This window comes from Micromonospora sp. NPDC005171 (assembly GCF_040608575.1).
Classification (GTDB): Bacteria; Actinomycetota; Actinomycetes; order Mycobacteriales; family Micromonosporaceae; genus Micromonospora.
In genome coordinates, this window is record NZ_JBEXIM010000004.1 from 152,410 (window position 1) to 171,062 (window position 18,653).

Consider the following 18,653-nt stretch of genomic DNA (forward strand, 5'->3'; position numbering starts at 1 on the left):
GTGGATGCCCCAGCAGACCACCGAGCTCCGAACGGCGTCCTTCGCCGACCTGAACGCCCGCACCTTCCACGACCTGCTCAAGCTGCGCATCGACGTGTTCGTGGTGGAGCAGAACTGCCCGTACCCGGAGCTCGACGGACGCGACGTCGAGCCGGGCACCCGGCACCTGTGGCTCAGCGACGGCGGCGCGCCGCTGGCGTACCTGCGGATTCTGGTCGACCCGAACGGCGACGCCCGGATCGGTCGGGTGGTGGTCGCCCCGACGGCGCGCGGCGGTGGGCACGCCGGCCGGCTGATGAACGCGGCGCTGGAGGTGGTGGGCAACCGGCAGTGCGTGCTGGACGCCCAGTCGCACCTGGTCGCGTTCTACGCCCGGCACGGCTTCGCGGTCAGCGGCCCGGAGTACGTCGAGGACGGCATCCCGCACACCCCGATGCGACGCAGCGCCATTGACGGCTGACGATTGAGCTGGCATGGTGCCGGGTAGAGCCATCGCGGGAGCCAGCGATGAGGCACGGGAGTGGGCAACTCCCGGCGATCCGGGTGTCGACGTCCGACCTCATCCCCCCGGGGGCTCCATGTCCACACTCACCCGATCCCGACGCGTGCTCTGGCTGTTCGCCATCGTGGCGACCACCACGCTCCTGGTGACGACCGCACTGACCACCATGCTGGGCAAGCCCGCCTCGGCGCACGGTTCGGTCGTCGACCCGGCGTCGCGTAACTACAGCTGCTGGCAACGCTGGGGCGGCGACTTCCAGAACCCTCGGATGGCCACCGAGGACCCGATGTGCTGGCAGGCCTGGCAGGCCGACCCGGCCGCGATGTGGAACTGGAACGGCCTGTTCCGCGAGGGCGTGGGGGGCAACCACCAGGCCGCCGTCCCCGACGGCCAACTGTGCAGCGGCGGACGCACCCAGAGCCCTCGCTATAACGCGCTGGACACCGTCGGCGCCTGGAAGACCACAGCGGTGTCGAACAACTTCCGACTCCGCTTCTTCGACCAGGCCAGCCACGGCGCCGACTACATCCGGGTGTACGTGACCAAGCAGGGCTTCAACTCCGCCACCCAACCCCTCGGCTGGGGCAACCTGGAGTTGGCGGGCCAGATCGGCAACACCCCGGCCTCACAGTGGGACGCGGACACCGGTGGTGTCTCGATCCAGATCCCGGTCAGCGCGCCGGGACGCACCGGACGGCACATCGTCTACACCGTCTGGCAGGCCAGCCACCTGGACCAGTCGTACTACCTGTGCAGCGACGTCGACTTCGGCGGCGGGTCGACCACCCCGCCCACCACGCCCCCGCCGACCACCACACCCCCGCCCACCACTCCGCCGCCGACCACCCCGCCGCCGGCTGGGGCCTGCACGGCGACGTACCAGATCACCGGTCAGTGGTCCGGTGGCTTCCAGGCCGACGTGAAGGTGACAGCGGGCGGTTCACCCACCCGGGGCTGGTCGGTGAGCTGGAACTACACCAACGGCCAGCAGGTCACCTCGTCGTGGAACGCGACGATCGGCGCCAACGGCACGCTGGTCACCGCACGTAACGCCAACCACAACGGCACCCTCGCCGCCGGAGCGAGCACCACGTTCGGTTTCCTCGGCTCGTGGAACGGCAGCAACCCGGTTCCGCTGGTCTCCTGCACCACGACCAGTTGATCCCCGGCCGGCGCCGCACCCGGGCGGGGGCGCGGCGCCGGCCGGTGGGCGTCAGACCAGGCAGTTGACGATCTCGGCTACCGAGCGGCGGCGGCCCGTGTAGAACGGAACCTCCTCGCGGACATGCCGGCGGGCGCCCGAGGCGCGCAGGTCACGCATCAGGTCGACGATCCGGTGCAGCTCGTCGGCCTCGAAGGCGAGCATCCACTCGTAGTCGCCCAGCGCGAACGAGGCGACCGTGTTGGCCCGCACGTCCGGGTAGCCGCGGGCCATCTTCCCGTGCTCGGCCAGCATCTCCCGCCGCTCGGCGTCGGGCAGCAGGTACCACTCGTAGGAACGGATGAACGGGTACACACAGATGTAGGGGCGAGCCTCTTCATTGGCCAGGAACGCCGGGATGTGGCTCTTGTTGAACTCCGCCGGCCGGTGCAGCGCCATCTGCGACCACACCGGGGTCAGCGCCCGGCCCAGCGTGGTGCGCCGGAACCGCAGGTACGCGTCCTGGAGCGCGTCGCTGGACGCGGAGTGCCACCAGATCATCACGTCCGCGTCGGCGCGCAGCCCGGAGACGTCGTACACGCCCCGGACCACCACGTCCTTGCCGGCCAGCTCCTCGAAGAGGGACTCGACCTCACCGGTGACGTTGTCCCGCAGCGACGGCAGCGGGGCGCTGGCCCGGAACACCGACCACATGGTGTAGCGGATGCTGTCGTTCAGCTCCCGCAACCTTGCCGCGTTGGTCTGCTCGGTCATCTCGCCGATCCTCCCAGTGCTGTGATGATCTCCTCGGCCGCCGTCTCGCCGGAGCGGACGCAGACCGGGATGCCGACGCCGTCGTAACCGGCGCCGGCCAGGACCACTGTGGGGTGCGCTGCCCGCAACGCCGTCCGCGCGGCGGCGAGCCGGTCGGCGTGCCCCGGCGCGTACTGCGGCAGCGCACCGCCCCACCGCTGCACGTGCCCGTCGACCGGGGCGGGCAACGGGGTGCCGAGCACCGCCGACAGCTCGCGGTGCACGGTGGCCGCCAGGTCCGCGTCGGGGCGCTGCAGGTGCGCCTCCTCGCCGTACCGGCCCACCGAGGCGCGCACCACTGCCAACCCGTCCGGCCGGCGCAGATGCCCCCACTTGGTGGTGAAGAAGGTCGCCGCCTTGATCAGCAGGCCCTCGGTGCTCGGCACCAGGAATCCGGACAGCTCGGGCAGTCGCGGCTGCGGCAGCGCCATGGTGACCAGCGCGACGCTCGCGTAGTCGAGCGCACCCACACCCGCCGCCACCGCCGGCGCCGGGCCGGCCAGCAGTCGGGCGGCCGGTCGTGCCGGCACCGCCAGCACCACGGCGTCCACGTCCACCATCGACGACCTGCCGCCGCGCCGCGACCTGGAGCCGTCGTCAGGGTCCCGGTTCGGGCCGACGGTGAGCCGCCAACCGGCGCCGGTCGCTGTCAACTCACGCACGGCGGCGTCGCGTCGTACCGTCGCGCCGCTGGCCGTCACCGCCGCCTCGACCAGGGTGCTCAGCCCACCGGTCAGGGTGCCGAAGACCGGGGCGCCGGGCGCACGCGGCGCGGCGGCCTGCGCGGCCCGGACCGCGCCGACCAGGGTGTGCTCCACCCGGGCCGCCCGGGCCAGCGCCGGCATCGTGGTGACCAGGGAAAGATCGTCCGCGCGGCCCGCGTACACGCCGCCCAGCATCGGGTCGACAAGCCGCTCGACCACCTCGTTGCCGAAGCGGGACCGGACCAGCGCACCCACCGAGACGTCCGCGTCGGGCCCGACCAGCGGCCGACCACCGTCGGTGTCGGCGTCCGCGTCCGGGCGGGCGACCGCGGCCACCCGATCCAGATCACCGGGTACGCCCACCAGGGTGCCGCCCGGCACGGGGCGCAGCCCCCCGTCGATGACCAGCGCGGCCTGCCCGACCGTGGGGTGCACGATCTTCTCGGCCAGCCCGAGCCGGCGGGCCAACGCCACCGCCGCGCTCTCGGCGCCGGTAGGGTCGCGCATCAGGAACGACTCCGCGCCGAACTCCACCGGCTGGCCAGCCAGCTCCCCGGTGCGCAGCTTTCCGCCCAGCGCGCCGGACTGCTCGTACACAGTGATCTCGGTGCCGGCCGGCGCGCGGTCGCGCAAGCGGACCGCGGCGGCCAGCCCGGCGATCCCGCCGCCGACCACCGCCACCCGCCAGGGCTGCCGCGTCACGATCTCAGCCCTGGTCGGCCCGGCGGCTGGACAGCTCGTGCACCAGCGCGACCACCCGGGTCAGCACCTCCGGGTCGGTCTCCGGCAGCACCCCGTGGCCGAGGTTGAACACGTGCCCGGGGGCCGCCCGGCCCTGCTCCAGGATGCGGCGCACCTCGGCCTCGACGACCGGCCACGGCGCCAGCAGCACGCACGGGTCCAGGTTGCCCTGCACCGCCTTGTCCGCGCCGATCCGGCCGGTGGCCACGTCCAGCGGCGTACGCCAGTCGACGCCGACCACGTCCGCGCCGGCCTCGCCCATCGCGCCGAGCAGCTCGGCGGTGCCCACCCCGAAGTGGATCCTGGGCACCCCGGCGTACGACCGCTCCGGCTCGGCGCGTCTGTCGCCGCGCCCCGACCCGGAGCAGTCGTCGGCCAACCCGCTCAGCACGGCGGTCGAGTGCGGCAGCACGAAACGGCGGTAGTCGGCCTCGGAGAGCGCGCCGGCCCACGAGTCGAACAGCTGCACGGCGGACACGCCGGCCTCGATCTGCACCCGCAGGAAGGCCAACGTCACCTCGGCCAGACGGCCGCAGAGCGCGTGCCACAGCTCCGGGTCGCCGTACATCAGGGCCTTGGTCTTCGCGTGGGTGCGCGACGGTCCGCCCTCGACCAGGTAGCTGGCCAGCGTGAACGGCGCGCCGGCGAAGCCGATCAGCGGGGTGTCGCCCAGCTCGACCACCAACTGCCGGACGGCCTCGTCCACGTACGAGACGTCGTCGCGGGTGATCGGGCGGATCCGCTCCACGTCGGCGGCGGTGCGGATCGGCTCGGCGACCACCGGGCCGGTGCCCGGCACGATGTCCAGGTCGATCCCGGCCGCGGCGACCGGCACCACGATGTCGCTGAACAGGATGGCCGCGTCCACGCCGTGTCGGCGCACCGGCTGGAGGGTGATCTCTGTGACCAGCTCCGGTCGGCGGCAGGACTCCAGCATCGGCACGCTCGCCCGGATCTCCCGGTACTCCGGCAGCGAGCGGCCTGCCTGGCGCATGAACCAGACCGGGGTGTGCGGGACGGGCCGACGTCGGCAGGCCCGGATGAAGGGCGAGTCGGCCGGTCCGCCGGGGCGGGATTCTCCGTCTCGGGCGACAGTGCCCGTGGTGTCCGTGCTCATCGCCGCAATCGTGCCACGCCCGCCACCCCCAACCGGGTGGGGGTGAGAGGAAGGGCACCGTTCCTTACCTCGGAGCCGAAGCCGGGGCCCTTCGGTGAGCGTCGGCGCGCCGTCGAAGCCGGGGGCGGGCGTCGGCATAGGCTGCCGGCATGGCCCCCCCGATCGCGCTCCCGGAGACGTTCGCCCGCGCGGTCGCCGGGCTGCGGTCGGCCGCCCCCCGGCCGGAGATCACCCTGGAGGAGGTCGGCGCCCCCCAGCGGTTGGCGCCGTACGCGTTCGCGCTCGCCGCGACGGTGTTGCGCGACGACGACGAGGTGGCGACGGGCCGGCTGATCCTGCTGCACAACCCGGTCGGGCACGAGGCGTGGCAGGGCACCCTGCGGCTGGTCACCTACGTGACCGCCGAGTTGGAGGTCGACCTGGCCGCCGACCCGCTGCTGCCCGGGGTCGGCTGGACGTGGCTGACCGACGCGTTGGACGCCCAGGACGCCGGCCACCGGGCGATCGGCGGCACGGTGACGCAAACCATGTCGACCCGGTTCGGCGATCTCGCCGGGCCGCCGACAATCGGTGACATCGAAATCCGCGCGTCCTGGACGCCGATCGACGACGACCTGACCCCACACCTGCGCGGCTGGTGCGCGCTGCTCGCCTCCACCGCCGGCCTCCCGCCACCCGGCGTGACCGCCCTCTCCGACCGTCGCCCCGCCGGCGCAGCCTGACGTTCGGCGCCCGGAAGGACACTTCGCGGACACCTGATCGACACACGCCGGACCGGCTGCACCCGCCGGATCTCCGCGCGCACTAGGGTTGGCAGGTGACCGACGAACCACCCCTGCGCCGTCGGCCCACCGAAGAACTTCCGGGAATCGCACCCCAGCACCCGCCGTCGGCCCAGCCGCAGCCGGCGGGCAAGGGGGCCGACCCGGCCGACGGTGGGCCCGTTCCGCTGATCGCCCCGCGTGACGGCACCCCCGATCCGGTGGCCGCCCCCGCCGAGCTCGCCGAGGTCGTGGCCCGCTTCGCGGCGGGCACCGGCCCGGTCGCCCTGGACGCCGAGCGGGCTTCCGGCTACCGCTACAGCCAGCGCGCCTACCTTGTGCAACTGCGCCGGGCCGGTGCGGGCACGGCCCTTATCGACCCGCTGCCCCTGCCCGACCTCAGCGCGCTGGACGCGGTGATCGGCGAGGCCGAGTGGGTCCTCCACGCGGCCAGCCAGGACCTGCCCTGTCTGGCCGAGGTGGGGTTGCGTCCGCGCCGGCTGTTCGACACCGAGCTGGCGGCGCGGCTGGCCGGCTTCGAACGGGTCGGGTTGGCCGCGCTCACCGAGCAGTTGCTCGGGTTCACCCTGGAGAAACACCATTCGGCGGCCGACTGGTCGAGCCGACCGCTGCCCGAGTCGTGGTTGACGTACGCCGCCCTCGACGTGGAGCTGCTCACCGACCTGCGGGACGCGCTGGACGCCGAGTTGACGCGGCAGGGCAAGTCGGCCTGGGCCGCTGAGGAGTTCGCCGCGCTGGTCCGCACCGGGGCACGCCCGCCCCGGGTCCGCGCGGAGCCGTGGCGGCGCACCTCGGGCATCCACCGGCTGCGGGGGGCGCGGGCCCAGGCCCGGGTCCGCTCGATGTGGTACGCCCGGGACCAGATCGCGGCCCGGCGGGACGCCGCTCCCGGTCGGGTGCTGCCCGACTCGGCGATCATCGCCGCGGCCGAGCTGGACCCGAAGGACGAGAAGACCCTGCTGACCCTGCCCGGTTTCGGCGGCCGGTCGGTCCGTCGGCTGGCCCGCACCTGGCTCGCCGCGCTCGACGACGCCCGGCAGCTGCCGGAGGATGCCCTGCCGGTCTCGCCGGCCGTGGAGGGTCCGCCCCCGCCGCACCGGTGGGCCGAACGGGACCCGGTGGCGGCCGGTCGACTGGCCCGCTGCCGGGAGGTCGTGATCCGGATCGCCGGTGAGCACAACCTTCCGCCGGAAAACCTGATCACCCCGGATTCGATCCGCCGGCTGGCCTGGACCCCGCCGGAGGAGATCACCGAGGCGTCGGTGACGGAGACCCTGCGCGGCCTCAACGCCCGCGAGTGGCAGATCGGCCTCCTCACCCCCGACCTGACCGAAGCCCTCTCCCCCACACCGCCAACTCCCTAACCCACCCCCACCCCACCGCGGTTGATCATGAAGTGATTGCCACCGGGACCGGCGTGTCCCGACAACAACTTCATGATCGATCGCGGCTGGCGGGGTGGCGGGTCGGGGGTGTGGGGTGGGCCACAGCCGGGGGTGGGGACGGGGTTGGTTACTGGCGAGTAGCATCCGAGGGAAACGTGCCCGTGTCCGCGACCCTCGTTCGGTCCGGCGTGCCGCCCGGCGCGAAGGCCGAATCACGGTCGAATAGGAGGCTCAAGTGCCCCGTGAAGTTCGCGATGTCGTCTTCGTCGACGGCGTCCGTACCCCGTTCGGCAAGGCGGGTGGCATGTACGCCAACACCCGCGCCGACGACCTGGTGATCCGCTGCATCCGGGAACTGCTGCGGCGCAACCCGCAGCTGCCCCCGGAGCGGGTCGAGGAGGTCGCCATCGCGGCCACCACCCAGATCGGCGACCAGGGCCTCACCATCGGCCGCACCGCCGCCCTGCTGGCCGGGCTGCCCAAGACCGTTCCCGGTTTCGCCATCGACCGGATGTGCGCCGGAGCGATGACCGCGGTCACCACCGTGGCCAGCGGCATCGCCATGGGCGCGTACGACATCGCCATCGCCGGTGGCGTCGAGCACATGGGCCGCCACCCGATGGGTGAGGGCGTCGACCCCAACCCGCGCATCATCGCGGAGAAGCTGGTCGACCCGTCCGCGCTGGTGATGGGCTCCACCGCGGAGAACCTGCACGACCTGGTCCCGCACATCACCAAGGCACGCACCGACGCGTTCGCGCTCGCGTCGCAGCAGAAGACCGCCAAGGCGTACGCCAACGGCAAGCTCCAGGACGACCTGGTGCCGATGTCGATCCGCGACGCGGAGGGCGGCTGGGGTCTGGCCACTGTGGACGAGGCCCCGCGGGACACCTCGCTGGAGAAGCTGGCCACCCTGAAGACCCCGTTCCGCCCGCACGGCAAGGTCACCGCGGGCAACGCGGCCGGCCTGAACGACGGCGCCACAGCGAGTCTGCTGGCCGACGAGGCCACCGCCCGCGAGCTGGGCCTGCCGGTCGCCATGCGGCTGGTGTCGTTCGGCTTCGTCGGCGTCGAGCCGGAGGTGATGGGCGTCGGCCCGATCCCGTCGACGGAGAAGGCGCTGCGCCTCGCCGGGCTCACCATCGACGACATCGGCCTGTTCGAGCTGAACGAGGCGTTCGCCGTGCAGGTGCTCGCCTTCCTCGACCACTTCGGCATCGCCGACGACGACGCACGGGTCAACCCGTGGGGCGGCGCGATCGCCATCGGTCACCCGCTGGCCTCGTCCGGCGTGCGGCTGATGACGCAGCTGGCCCGCCAGTTCGCCGAGCACCCCGAGGTCCGCTACGGCGTCACCGCGATGTGCATCGGCATCGGCATGGGCGGCACGGTCATCTGGGAGAACCCGCACTGGGAGGGCGACAAGTGAAGGCACCGAACGAGGTCGTCACCAAGGCGCTGCTGCGCTCGGTGAACGTGCCGGGGCTGGACCGGCCCGCCGCCCTCATCACGCTGGACAACGGCTTCGACCACACCAAGCCGAACACCTTCGGCCCGGGTGGGTTGGCCAGCCTGGACGAGGCGATCACCGCCGCGCTCGCCGGCGACCCGGCGTTCATCGCGGTCACCGGCAAGCCGTACATCTTCTGTGTGGGCGCGGACATCGTCGGCCTGCCGCAGCTCGCCGACCGCGCGCAGGCGCTGGAGATCGGCCGGCTGGGTCACCGGGTCTTCGCCCGGCTCAAGGACAGCACCGTCCCCACCTTCGCGTTCGTCAACGGCGCGGCGATGGGCGGTGGCCTGGAGCTGGCGCTGCACTGCCATTACCGGACGCTCTCCGGTGGCGCGGCGGCCCTTGCGCTGCCCGAGGTCTCCCTCGGTCTGGTGCCGGGCTGGGGCGGCACGCAGCTGCTGCCGAACCTGATCGGCATTCCCGCCGCGACCCAGGTGATCATCCAGAACCCGCTGATGCAGAACAAGATGCTCAAGCCGAAGCAGGCGGCCGAGTTGGGCATCGCGGATGTCCTGTTGGAGCCGGCGGACTTCCTGGAGCGGTCCCTCGAGTGGGCCGCCGATGTGGTGCGCGGTCAGGTCACAGTGACCCGACCCGCTGTCGACAAGGACATGTGGGCGGGCGTGCTCTACTTCGCCCGGGAAACGCTGAACCAGCGCCTGCACGGCGCGGTCCCGGCCGCGTACAAGGCTCTCGACCTGCTGGAGACGGCGAAGGACGGCGACTTCGCCGCCGGCACCGCCGCCGAGGACGAGGCCCTCGCGGATCTGGTCTTCTCCGAGGAGCTGCGCAGCGGCCTGTACGCCTTCGACCTGGTGCAACGGCGGGCCAAGCGCCCGGCTGGCGCACCGGACAAGGGCCTGGCCCGGACGATCACCAAGGTCGGCATCGTCGGCGCGGGTCTGATGGCCAGCCAACTGGCGCTGCTGTTCGCCCGCCGCCTCCAGGTGCCGGTGGTGATGACCGACCTCGACCAGTCCCGCGTGGACAAGGGCGTCGGCTACGTGCACACCCAGATCGAGAAGGCCGTCACCAAGGGCCGGATGGACAAGGGCACCGCCGCCAAGCTGTACGGCCTGGTCAGCGGCACTGTCGACAAGAGCGGCTTCGCCGACGCCGACTTCGTCATCGAGGCGGTCTTCGAGGACCTGGGCGTCAAGAAGCAGGTCTGGGCCGAGCTGGAGAAGATCGTCTCCCCGGAGGCGGTGCTCGCCACCAACACCAGCTCGCTGTCGATCACCGAGATGGCTGCCGAGTTGGAGCACCCGGAGCGGGTGGTCGGCTTCCACTTCTTCAACCCGGTGGCGGTGCTGCCGCTGCTGGAGATCGTCCGGGGCGAGCGCACCGACGACGTCACGCTGGCCACCGCGTTCGCCGTGGGTAAGCAGCTGAAGAAGTCGAGCGTGCTGGTCAAGGACGCCCCGGCGTTCGTGGTGAACCGGCTGCTCACCAGGTTCCTGGGCACCGTCTTCGCCGCCGTCGACGCCGGCACCCCGCTGGACGTGGCGAACAGCGCACTGGACCCGCTGGGCCTGCCGATGCGCCCGCTCGCCCTGCTCCAGCTGGTCGGGCCGGCCGTCGCGTACCACGTGGGCGGCACCCTGCACGCCGCGTACCCGGACCGGTTCGGCGTCAGCGAGAACCTCAAGCGGATCGCCGACTCGGGCCAGCCGATCGTGGTCGACGACCAGATCAACGAAGAGGTCGCCAAGCTGCTCGTGGTCGGCGATCAGCCGCTCACCGAGGAGCAGGTGCGCCAGAACGCGCTCGACGCGCTCGCGCAGGAGATCCGGCTGATGCTGGACGAGGGCGTGGTCGCCGAGGCGCAGGACATCGACCTGTGCATGATCCTGGGCGCTGGTTGGCCGTTCCACCTGGGCGGCGTCACGCCGTACCTGGACCGGACCGGCACGTCCGAGCGGGTCACCGGGCAGCGGTTCCTGCCTCGTGGTGCGGCGAGCCTGCCGGGCTGAGGAGTTCGCAGACACCGTCGCGGTGGTCGGACCGTCCCTCGTGGACGGGCCGGCCACCGCGACCGTTTGTGATCAGTCGATCGCCGGTCGCGGATTTCCGCAGGGGCAACGGCGAACTCCGCGCCGGGTTAAGATCACGCGTTTTGCACCCCATCTTGGAGCTGACTGATGTCCCAGCCGCCGGCCAATCCCTACGGCCCGCCGCACGATTCCCCCGACCCGTCGCAGCAGCCTGGCCAGCAGCCTGGCGGTTGGCCGCCGCCACAGCAGCAGGGGCAGCCGCAGCAGCCCGGTGGCTTCCCACCCGCACAGCCGGGCTTCCCACCCGCGCAGCCGGGCTTCCCACCCGCACAGCCGGGCTTCCCACCCGCGCAGCCGGGCTTCCCACCCGCGCAGCCGGGCTTCCCACCCGCGCAGCCGGGCTTCCCACCCGCGCAGCCGGGCTTCCCGCCGGCGCAGCCGGGCCAGCCGTACGGTGACCCGAACCTGGCCGGCGGCCCACCCCCGGCGAAGAAGTCGAACGTCGGCAAGATCGTGCTGATCGTGTTGGCCGTGGTGCTGGTGCTCTGCGTCGGCGGCGCAGCGATCACCTGGTTGGTCGTCAAGGACGACGTGGGCGCCGTGGTGGACGCCGGCAAGACCCGGGTGGTCGCACCGGCCACCCTCGCCGGCCGGCCGAAGCTCACCAACCCGGAACTCCAGGCTGCCGCCGACCAGGCGGTCAGCGGGATGAAGTCGGCGGCGCCGAACGAGACCAGCACGATCGCTGCCTTCTACGGCGACCCGACCAAGCAGGACCTCGTCATGATCGCGGGCGTGTCCGGTCTGCTGGCGGACCCGAAGAAGGAGCTCGACGCCTACGTGAACGGGCTGTCCAAGCAGCTGACAGTGGACGAGATGACGGCCGTCGACGCCGGCCCGCTCGGCGGTGAGGCGCGCTGCGGCGACGGCAAGGCCGAGTCCGTGCCGCTGGGCATCTGCGTCTGGGCCGACCGGGGCAGCCTGGGCATGGTGGTGATGTACTTCAAGTCCGCCGACCAGGCGAAGGCCGAGTTCACCACGATCCGGGGCCAGGTCGAGCAGCAGTCCTGACCCGCACGACATCGGGGCCCCGGCCACCCTCGGGTGACCGGGGCCCCGTCTCGTACGGCTGGGGTCAGGCCGGCTCGGCAACCGCTGCCGCGGCCCGCGCGGCCGCCGCGGCCGCCCGCTCGGCGGCGTTGCCGAGCACGCAGAACTCGTTGCCCTCCGGGTCCGCCAGCACCACCCAACCCCCGCCGGTCGGGCTGACATGGTCCGCGACGAGCGTCGCGCCGATGCCGAGCAGTCGCTCGACCTCCTCGGCCCGGGTCCGGTCGGCGGGTTGCAGGTCAAGGTGCAGCCGGTTCTTCACCGTCTTGCCCTCGGGCACCGCGATGAACAACACCTCCGGGCCGCCCGGCGGCAGGAGCATCGCCTCCGGGTCGCCGGGGAAGTCGTCGGGCTGCCGGGGGCAGTCGAAGACCTGCGCCCAGAAACCGGCGAGCGCGTACGTGTCGGAACAGTCGATGCTGATGTTATGGATGATCGAACTCACAGCTGGTCCTTTACGGGAGTGGTGGTGGCGACACGCTCCCCGGCTCTGCGTACCACGCAGAACTCGTTCGCCTCCGGGTCGGCGAGCACCGCCCAACCCGTGCCGTCGGCGTTCCGTCGGTCGGCGACCATTGTGGCTCCGAGACCGAGCACCCGTTCGACCTCCTCATCCCTGGTCCGGTCGGCCGGCTCCAGGCAGATGTGCAGTCGGTTCTTGGTCACCTTGTCTTCCGGCACCTCTTGGAAGAACAGGTTCGGGGCGGCGTCGTCCGGCGGCAGGAGGGCCGCCTCCGGGTCGCCCGGGACGTCTTCGGAGTGCCGGGCGTACCCGAGGACGGCGGCCCAGAAGCCGGCCAGGGCGTACGTGTCGTGACAGTCGAAGCTGATGTTGCGGATCCGTGGATACACGGGTGTTCCCTCCGGGTCGGATGGGACGCTCCGCCTCCGGGGGTCAGCCGACGAGAACCCGGGGCGCGGAGCCAGGAATGGTGGACATCGACGCACCCCCCTTCGATCGCAAGCTGACCCAGTGATCTTGCCAGTTCCGGAGAACCGCGTGCAACCCCGCTCAACCGGTCGCCGGCACCGAACCGTTCACCGTCGGGGCGTCCGCCGACGGGAGGGTGACTGTCACCTCGAGACCACCACCCGACTGCGCGATCACCCGTACGGTGCCGCCGTGCGCCGTGCAGACCGCCCGGACGATGGACAGCCCCAGGCCGGAGCCGCGAGCACCGGTGCGTTCGCGTCCGCCGCGCCGGAACGGCTCGAACAGCCCCGGCACGTCAGCCTGGTCCACCTCGAACCCGGTGTTGCCGACCACCAGCCAGGAGCGGTCTCCGTCGGTGCCGGTACGCACCCAGAGCCGGCCGTGCAGGTGGTTGTAGCGGACCGCGTTCTCGATCAGGTTACCGGCCAGCCGGTCGAGCAGCCCCGGGTCGCCGACGACCGGCGCGGACTCCAGCGACGTCTGCACCCGCAGGCCGATCCGTTCCACCTCGCGGCGCATCGCCGACAGCGCGTTGGCAGTGCCCGCGGCCAGATCACACTCGGTACGCCGGCCCAGCTGCCTCCCGGCCTGCGCCTCACTGCGGGCCAGCACCAGCAGCGCGTCCACCAGGCCGTTGGCCCGCTCGGAGGCGTCGCGGACCACCGTCGCCATCCGTCGGTACTCGGCGGCGTCCGCGTCGTCGTCGCTGAGCGTCACGTCGATTTCGGTGCGCATCACGGCGAGCGGGGTACGCAGCTCGTGCGAGGCGTTCGCCACGAAACGTTTCTGCGCCTCGAACGCGGACGCGATCCGGTCCAGCATGGCGTCGAACGTCTTGGCCAGCTCGGCCACCTCGTCGTCGGCGCCCGAGTAACCGATCCGCTGGTCCAGGGTCGCCTCGCCGAGCCGCTGCGCGGTCGCGGTGACCTGGTGCAGTGGGCGCAGCGCCCGGCCGGCCACCGCGTACGCGCCGGCCACCCCGACCACGCTGATCGCCAACAGCGCGACCAGGCCCTTGGCCAGCAGCTCCCCGGAGGCGGCATCGACCAGCTGCCGCTGCCACTCGGCGGCGTCCATCTCCCGGCCGTCGGAGAGCAACACGATCGTGCCGGGCACCAACTCGTCGGTGGGTCGCAACGCGTCGCGGACCAGCAGCCAGGCCAGCACCACCAGGATCGCCCCCGCGCCGATCAGCAGCACGCCGTTGAGCAGTGTCAGCCGCAACCGCAGGGTGGGCCGCAACCGGCGGCTCACCGTGCGACCTCGGTTCGCGCCTGCGGGCCTCGCGAACCCGGCTCACTCCTCGCGCTCACAGCACAACCTCGGCGGTGCGGTAGCCCGCGCCGACCACCGTCTCGATCAGCGGCGGGTCGCCGAGCTTCTTGCGCAGCGTCATCACGGTGACCCGGACGATTGTGGTGAACGGGTCGGTGTTCGCGTCCCAGACCCGTTCCAGCAGTTCCTCACTGGAGACCACCGCTCCCCGCGCCTTGAGCAGTTCGCAGAGCACCCCGAACTCCTTGTTGGTGAGGTCCACCGGCACACCGGCGCGGGTGGCCACCCGGCGGGCCGGGTCGAGCACCAGGTCGGCCAGTTCGAGCACCGGCGGCGCGGCCGGGGTGGCCCGCCGGCCCAGCGCCTGCACCCGGGCGACCAACTCGTCGAAGGCGAACGGTTTGGGCAGGTAGTCGTCCGCGCCGAGCTGCAACCCCTCCACCCGGTCGGCCACGGTGCCGCTGGCGGTCAGCATCAGCACCCGGGTCAACGCGCCCGAGGCCGCCAGGTCGGCGCAGATCTGGTCGCCGTGCACGCCGGGCAGGTCGCGGTCGAGCACCACCACGTCGTACCGGGTGATGAAGGCCGCCTCGTGGCCGGCGTCGCCGTCGTACGCCACGTCGACGGCCATCCCCCGCTTGCGCAACCCGCGCGCGATCGCGTCGGCGAGGTTGCGCTCGTCCTCGACCACCAGTACCCGCATCCCGGCCTCCTCGCTGCTGACCACCGACAACCTAGTGCCGGCCGGCAACCATCGTCCCTCGCCGTCCGCGCCGGCCGGCGTTGCGGGCCACCGCGGCGTACGCGATGCTGGCCGGCGGCACCGAACGACGGACGGACCTGGAATGACCACTACGGCACCAACCACCCGGCGGGACATCGCCTACCGGGGTTTCCACCTGCCGGCCGACACGACCAGCGGCAGCGGCGACGGCCTGCGCGCCAGCGGCGGAGGGCTCGCCCTCGACGGGGGCGTCTCGCGGGGCACCTGGACGTCGCCGCCGGTACCGGTCGGCTTCGCGGTCGCCGAGGTGGTGCCGTCCTGGACGGCGGACACCCCGGACGGCTGCTGGGTCGAGGTCGACCTGCGCGGCTGGCACGACGACGCGCCCAGCACCGACTGGTACCGGCTGGCCCGCTGGGCCGCCGACGACCGCACGGTACGACGCACCTCGCTGCCCGGGCAGCGCGACAGTGCCGCCCGGGTCGACACCGACACCCTGATCGTGACCGGAGCTACCGTCACCGGTTGGCAGGCGCGGGTGACCTTGTGCCGGCCCGCCGACGACCCCACCGGCCCGGTGCTGCGCAGCATCGGCGCGGTCGCCACCGGGCCCGCGACCGCCGACCACGGGTACGACCAGCCTGCCTCGTCCGCCGCCTGGGGCCGGGTGCTGGACGTGCCCCGCTACTCGCAGCGGCTGCACGCCGGCCAGTACCCGCAGTGGGGTGGTGGTGGCGACTCCTGGTGCAGCCCCACCTGCACCTCGATGGTGCTCGCCTACTGGGACGCCGAGCCGACGCCGGACCGCTACGCCTGGGTGGAGCCGTCCGGCCCGCGTCCGGTGGTGGTGCACGCCGCCCGGCACTGCTACGACCACGCGTACGCCGGGGCCGGCAACTGGTCGTTCAACACCGCGTACGCCGGTCTGCACGGGGTGGACGCGTTCGTCACCCGACTGCGGTCGCTGGTGGAGGCGGAGGCGTTCGTCGCCGCCGGCATCCCTCTGATCGTCTCCGCCGCGTTCCGGGCCGACGAGGTGCCAGGGCTCGGGTACGACACCGGAGGGCACCTGATGGTGCTTGTCGGCTTCACCGCCGACGGCGACCCGGTGCTCAACGACCCGTACGCCCCGGACGACGGCACGGTCCGTCGTACCGTGCCCCGGCGGGGTTTCGAGGCGGTCTGGCAGCGCGGCAGCGGCGGCGTGGCGTACGTGCTGCGGCCCGCGTCGGTGCCGCTGCCCCCGCCACCCGCCCAGGCCAACTGGTGATCAGTCGGCCAGTTTCCAGAGCTGGTACGAGCCGGCCGTGGTCGCACTGCACATCAGGTAACCGGTGATCGCCTGACAGTCCCCGGTGGCATCGGGCAGCACGTCCACGATGCGCACCTTCGCGGCGGCGATGTCCAACTCGCCGACGAGCACCCCTCCGTCGGGGTGCCGGCGGATGCCGACCAGCCGGCCGCCGACACCGAGTTGGAAAAGCTCCCACCGGCCCAGGTCGGCCAGCTGCCGGCCGGTCAGCGCATCGAGCACGATGTACTGCTCCAACGGACCGACACCGCTGAGGTTGGCCATCAGCCGGCCGCCGGTCGGCCAGGCCCACCCCCACTGGGTGCTGCGCCAGCGCACCTCGCCGGTTGCCGGGTCGAGCGCCTGCAGTTCGTTGTTGCCGGTGCGCACACACAGGACCGGACCACAGTCCAGCGTGAAGTCGACGTGGAGCCTGGCGCGGGTCCAGCGGGGGGCAAGCTGGTCCAGCCCGTACGCGGTGACCGTGCCCGAGCCCCTGTCGATGGCCAGCAGCAGGTCCTTCGTCAGGTCCAGTCCGATCGGTCCACCGTCGGGCGGGCGCAGGTCGGCGCGGGCCAGCACCGCGCCGGTGATCGCATCGCGTACCTCGACCGGCCCGTCCAACTGGTTGAGCACCACCCGGTCCACCCCGAGCTCGGTGCCCCGCACAGTGACGTCGGCGCTGATGCCGGAGAGCTGCCAGCGCACCGTGCCGCAGCACGGATCGACCGCGCGCAGACTGGACGGTAGGGCCTCGCCGCCACTGCGCAGCAGCAGGTTGCCGTCGGTCAGCTTGGAGACGGTGCCCGGCTGCTGCCACCGGTACGCCCCGGTCGCCCGGTCCAGTGCGACGGTGAGTGTGTCCCGACCCTCCGGGCCGATCTCGTAGCCGGTGGCCAGCAGCACCCCGGCCAGCGAAGTCATCCCCCAGTACCGTGCCTCTGCCGGCAGCGGCGCCTGCCAGACCGGCTCGCCACCGGGCAGCCGGTACGCGGACAGCCGCGCCTGCCGCGTCGAGGTGTCGCTCGGCTCCATCAGCAGAAGGAGGTCACCGTCGACCATGACGTCAGACCCGAGCCGGGCGGGAAGCATCACCGGGGCCCGCCGGGGTGGCGACACGGCGGCGGCGGCGAGCGTGACCAGCGCGAGCAGCAGGACCAGCGCGCAGCGCAGGGGGCGACCGTGGGCGCGGGGTGGGCGGGGCATCGGCTCCGGATCCGGGTCGTACCGCAGCTCGCCGAGGTCGATCACCGAGCCGCTCACCGCGTCAACCGCCACAGCGCTGTCGTGCCGTCGAGGCGCTGGCAGAGCAGCACCGGCAGGGACGCCTGACAGCTGCCGGCGATGCCCGGCAGCACGTCGACGATCCGCGATCGGCCGGCCACCAGATCGAGCTCGGCGACTACCGTCCGACCGCCGTCGCTCCGCCGCACACCGACCAGCGGATCGTCCGGTCGGAGCACCGGCAGCAGGCTCCACGCACCCAGCTCGATGCGTACCTGTCCGGTCGCCGCGTCCCGCACCGTGTATCCCCGGCCGGGCCTGGCCATCAGCAACCGGCTGTACCGGACGTCGGCCAGGCTGTCCTGGCCCGGTTCCGACCAGCGCACCGCGCCGGTGGCCGGGTCGAGCACCTGGAGGCCCCCGGTCTGCGGCACCGCGCAGAGCAGACCACCGCAGCCGAGCACATGCGACACCAGCGTCACCTCGGCCGTCCACAGTGGCTCCAACTCGGCCAGCCCGAAGCTCACCAGCCGGGTGCTGCCGGGCGGGACGAGCAGCAGCAGGTCGTCGACGATGTGCACCCGCTGGTACGCCGACCGGTCACCGGGCAGCGTGTCGACGCTGCGCAGCAGGTGGCCGGTGCCGGCGTCGTGCACCTGCACCTCGCCGGTCGGTTGCAGGAGCACGAACCGGTCGACCGTGCCCTCGGAATTGAAATGGTAGGCGGGGTTGGCGGGCCTCGGGAGCGGCACCGACCACAGCAGCCGGCCGGTGTCGGGCTCGACCCCGCTCATCGCGCCCGCCCCGTCCTCGCGGACGTCGGTCAACAGCAGGCCGCCGCCGGCGGTCGATTGCAGGGCCCCCGGATGCTGCCAGCGTTGCCGGCCCGTCGCGCCGTCGAAGGCGGTGGTCTGGAACACCCGGTTCGGTGCGTTGACCGCCATCGCCAACACCAACCGCCGTTCGACCCGGACGTCGAGGTAGTCACCGGTGCGGGCCAGTGACGCCTGCCACCGTCGCCGCACACCGTCGCCGGTCGATGAGGGCTGGGCGTACGCGGTGAGGTACCGGGCCCCGTCGGGTGTCGGCGGATCGACCACGAAGACGCCGTCCCCGGCCAGGTATGCCGTGGCCATCCGCGACGCCGGCACCACGCTCACCGTTCGCTGCGGTGGCGGCGTGGCGCCGGCCAGCACCACCAGGCTGAGCACCAGCACCGCCGCGCTGCGCAACGGGCGACCGGCGGCGCGCGGGCGGCGAGCCGGAGGCGCCGACGCGGGCTCGTCCCGGATCTCACCCAGCTCGATGATCGACAACGACCGTCCTTCCGTCACCAGGTAAGGCTGGCCGACAGGTCACCGTCCGGCAAACCGACCGTCAGCGCACCGGGCCGGCAAAAGCGA

The 18,653-nt window shown here is 72.6% G+C and carries 17 protein-coding genes; 8 read left to right on the top strand and 9 right to left on the bottom strand.

The genetic code is table 11. From position 1 onward, the window contains the following. Nucleotides 1-4 precede the first annotated feature (4 nt). Both ABZU74_RS09010 and ABZU74_RS09015 read left to right on the top strand, forming a co-directional pair. A complete protein-coding gene (locus tag ABZU74_RS09010) occupies nucleotides 5-460 on the top strand; it encodes a GNAT family N-acetyltransferase (RefSeq protein WP_355420100.1) in 456 nt (151 codons plus the stop codon). 208 nt (nucleotides 461-668) lie between these two features. Next, nucleotides 669-1,664, top strand: coding sequence for a lytic polysaccharide monooxygenase (locus tag ABZU74_RS09015; RefSeq protein WP_355420516.1), 996 nt, complete (start codon nucleotides 669-671; stop codon nucleotides 1,662-1,664). A gap of 51 nt (nucleotides 1,665-1,715) precedes the next feature. On the opposite strand, the gene hemQ is transcribed toward ABZU74_RS09015, so the two are convergent. Genes hemQ through hemE form a run of 3 tightly spaced genes read right to left on the bottom strand, consistent with a single transcriptional unit; the run spans nucleotide 1,716 to nucleotide 5,018 of the window. Continuing rightward, nucleotides 1,716-2,417 carry a hydrogen peroxide-dependent heme synthase gene (hemQ, locus tag ABZU74_RS09020; RefSeq protein ID WP_355420103.1) on the bottom strand — a complete coding sequence of 234 codons (702 nt, stop codon included), beginning with the start codon at nucleotides 2,415-2,417 and terminating at the stop codon, nucleotides 1,716-1,718. Continuing rightward, entirely contained in the window at nucleotides 2,414-3,862 is a 1,449-nt protein-coding gene (gene hemG / locus ABZU74_RS09025) for a protoporphyrinogen oxidase (RefSeq protein WP_355420106.1), read from the bottom strand. Before hemG ends, hemQ begins: the two co-directional genes overlap by 4 nt. Nucleotides 3,863-3,866: 4 nt before the next feature. After that, the gene (gene hemE / locus ABZU74_RS09030) at nucleotides 3,867-5,018 is read right to left on the bottom strand and encodes a uroporphyrinogen decarboxylase (RefSeq protein WP_355420109.1); all 1,152 of its coding nucleotides are present in this window, start codon (nucleotides 5,016-5,018) and stop codon (nucleotides 3,867-3,869) included. A gap of 149 nt (nucleotides 5,019-5,167) precedes the next feature. Between hemE and ABZU74_RS09035 the strand changes: the two genes are divergently transcribed. The 5 genes from ABZU74_RS09035 (at nucleotide 5,168) to ABZU74_RS09055 (ending at nucleotide 11,763) form a co-directional block, all read left to right on the top strand. Next, nucleotides 5,168-5,740, top strand: coding sequence for a DUF3000 domain-containing protein (locus tag ABZU74_RS09035; RefSeq protein ID WP_355420112.1), 573 nt, complete (start codon nucleotides 5,168-5,170; stop codon nucleotides 5,738-5,740). 146 nt (nucleotides 5,741-5,886) lie between these two features. After that, nucleotides 5,887-7,164 (top strand): ribonuclease D, encoded by a 1,278-nt coding sequence (locus ABZU74_RS09040; protein WP_355420518.1) that lies wholly within the window; start codon nucleotides 5,887-5,889, stop codon nucleotides 7,162-7,164. 256 nt (nucleotides 7,165-7,420) lie between these two features. Then, nucleotides 7,421-8,614, top strand: a complete 1,194-nt coding sequence (locus tag ABZU74_RS09045) for a thiolase family protein (RefSeq protein WP_355420115.1) — start codon at nucleotides 7,421-7,423, stop codon at nucleotides 8,612-8,614. Further along, nucleotides 8,611-10,671: a 3-hydroxyacyl-CoA dehydrogenase NAD-binding domain-containing protein gene (locus tag ABZU74_RS09050; RefSeq protein ID WP_355420118.1), complete on the top strand. Its 2,061-nt coding sequence runs from the start codon at nucleotides 8,611-8,613 to the stop codon at nucleotides 10,669-10,671. The genes ABZU74_RS09045 and ABZU74_RS09050 overlap by 4 nt, the downstream gene beginning before the upstream one ends. Before the next feature lie 168 nt (nucleotides 10,672-10,839). Further along, nucleotides 10,840-11,763 carry a hypothetical protein gene (locus tag ABZU74_RS09055; RefSeq protein ID WP_355420121.1) on the top strand — a complete coding sequence of 308 codons (924 nt, stop codon included), beginning with the start codon at nucleotides 10,840-10,842 and terminating at the stop codon, nucleotides 11,761-11,763. Nucleotides 11,764-11,827: 64 nt separating this feature from the next. Here the strand turns inward: ABZU74_RS09055 and ABZU74_RS09060 are convergent, their stop codons facing one another. From ABZU74_RS09060 to ABZU74_RS09075, 4 genes are all read right to left on the bottom strand, one after another. Then, entirely contained in the window at nucleotides 11,828-12,247 is a 420-nt protein-coding gene (locus ABZU74_RS09060; RefSeq protein WP_355420124.1) for a VOC family protein, read from the bottom strand. Then, complete coding sequence (locus tag ABZU74_RS09065; protein ID WP_355420127.1) at nucleotides 12,244-12,654, bottom strand: VOC family protein; 411 nt, start codon at nucleotides 12,652-12,654, stop codon at nucleotides 12,244-12,246. The genes ABZU74_RS09060 and ABZU74_RS09065 overlap by 4 nt, the downstream gene beginning before the upstream one ends. A 160-nt stretch (nucleotides 12,655-12,814) precedes the next feature. After that, nucleotides 12,815-13,990, bottom strand: a complete 1,176-nt coding sequence (locus ABZU74_RS09070) for a HAMP domain-containing sensor histidine kinase (RefSeq protein ID WP_355420130.1) — start codon at nucleotides 13,988-13,990, stop codon at nucleotides 12,815-12,817. 55 nt (nucleotides 13,991-14,045) lie between these two features. Beyond that, nucleotides 14,046-14,714, bottom strand: coding sequence for a response regulator transcription factor (locus ABZU74_RS09075; RefSeq protein WP_355420133.1), 669 nt, complete (start codon nucleotides 14,712-14,714; stop codon nucleotides 14,046-14,048). A 142-nt stretch (nucleotides 14,715-14,856) separates the two neighbouring features. On the opposite strand from ABZU74_RS09075, the gene ABZU74_RS09080 reads away from it, so the two are divergent. Further along, the gene (locus ABZU74_RS09080; protein ID WP_355420136.1) at nucleotides 14,857-16,005 is read left to right on the top strand and encodes a peptidase C39 family protein; all 1,149 of its coding nucleotides are present in this window, start codon (nucleotides 14,857-14,859) and stop codon (nucleotides 16,003-16,005) included. On the opposite strand, the gene ABZU74_RS09085 is transcribed toward ABZU74_RS09080, so the two are convergent. Together ABZU74_RS09085 and ABZU74_RS09090 are read right to left on the bottom strand one after the other, a co-directional pair. Then, a complete protein-coding gene (locus tag ABZU74_RS09085) occupies nucleotides 16,006-17,289 on the bottom strand; it encodes a PQQ-binding-like beta-propeller repeat protein (protein ID WP_355420139.1) in 1,284 nt (427 codons plus the stop codon). Further along, the gene (locus tag ABZU74_RS09090; RefSeq protein ID WP_355420142.1) at nucleotides 17,286-18,584 is read right to left on the bottom strand and encodes a PQQ-binding-like beta-propeller repeat protein; all 1,299 of its coding nucleotides are present in this window, start codon (nucleotides 18,582-18,584) and stop codon (nucleotides 17,286-17,288) included. Before ABZU74_RS09090 ends, ABZU74_RS09085 begins: the two co-directional genes overlap by 4 nt. Nucleotides 18,585-18,653 lie beyond the last annotated feature (69 nt).

Excerpts from the sequence above, each read along its gene's own strand:
- ABZU74_RS09015 (WP_355420516.1), top strand. The coding sequence starts at position 669 with ATGCTGGGCAAGCCCGCCTCGGCGCACGGTTCGGTCGTCGACCCGGCG.
- ABZU74_RS09035 (WP_355420112.1), top strand. The coding sequence starts at position 5,168 with ATGGCCCCCCCGATCGCGCTCCCGGAGACGTTCGCCCGCGCGGTCGCC.
- ABZU74_RS09075 (WP_355420133.1), bottom strand. The coding sequence starts at position 14,714 with ATGCGGGTACTGGTGGTCGAGGACGAGCGCAACCTCGCCGACGCGATC.
- ABZU74_RS09010 (WP_355420100.1), top strand. The coding sequence starts at position 5 with ATGCCCCAGCAGACCACCGAGCTCCGAACGGCGTCCTTCGCCGACCTG.
- ABZU74_RS09080 (WP_355420136.1), top strand. The coding sequence starts at position 14,857 with ATGACCACTACGGCACCAACCACCCGGCGGGACATCGCCTACCGGGGT.
- hemQ (WP_355420103.1), bottom strand. The coding sequence starts at position 2,417 with ATGACCGAGCAGACCAACGCGGCAAGGTTGCGGGAGCTGAACGACAGC.
- hemE (WP_355420109.1), bottom strand. The coding sequence starts at position 5,018 with ATGAGCACGGACACCACGGGCACTGTCGCCCGAGACGGAGAATCCCGC.
- ABZU74_RS09055 (WP_355420121.1), top strand. The coding sequence starts at position 10,840 with ATGTCCCAGCCGCCGGCCAATCCCTACGGCCCGCCGCACGATTCCCCC.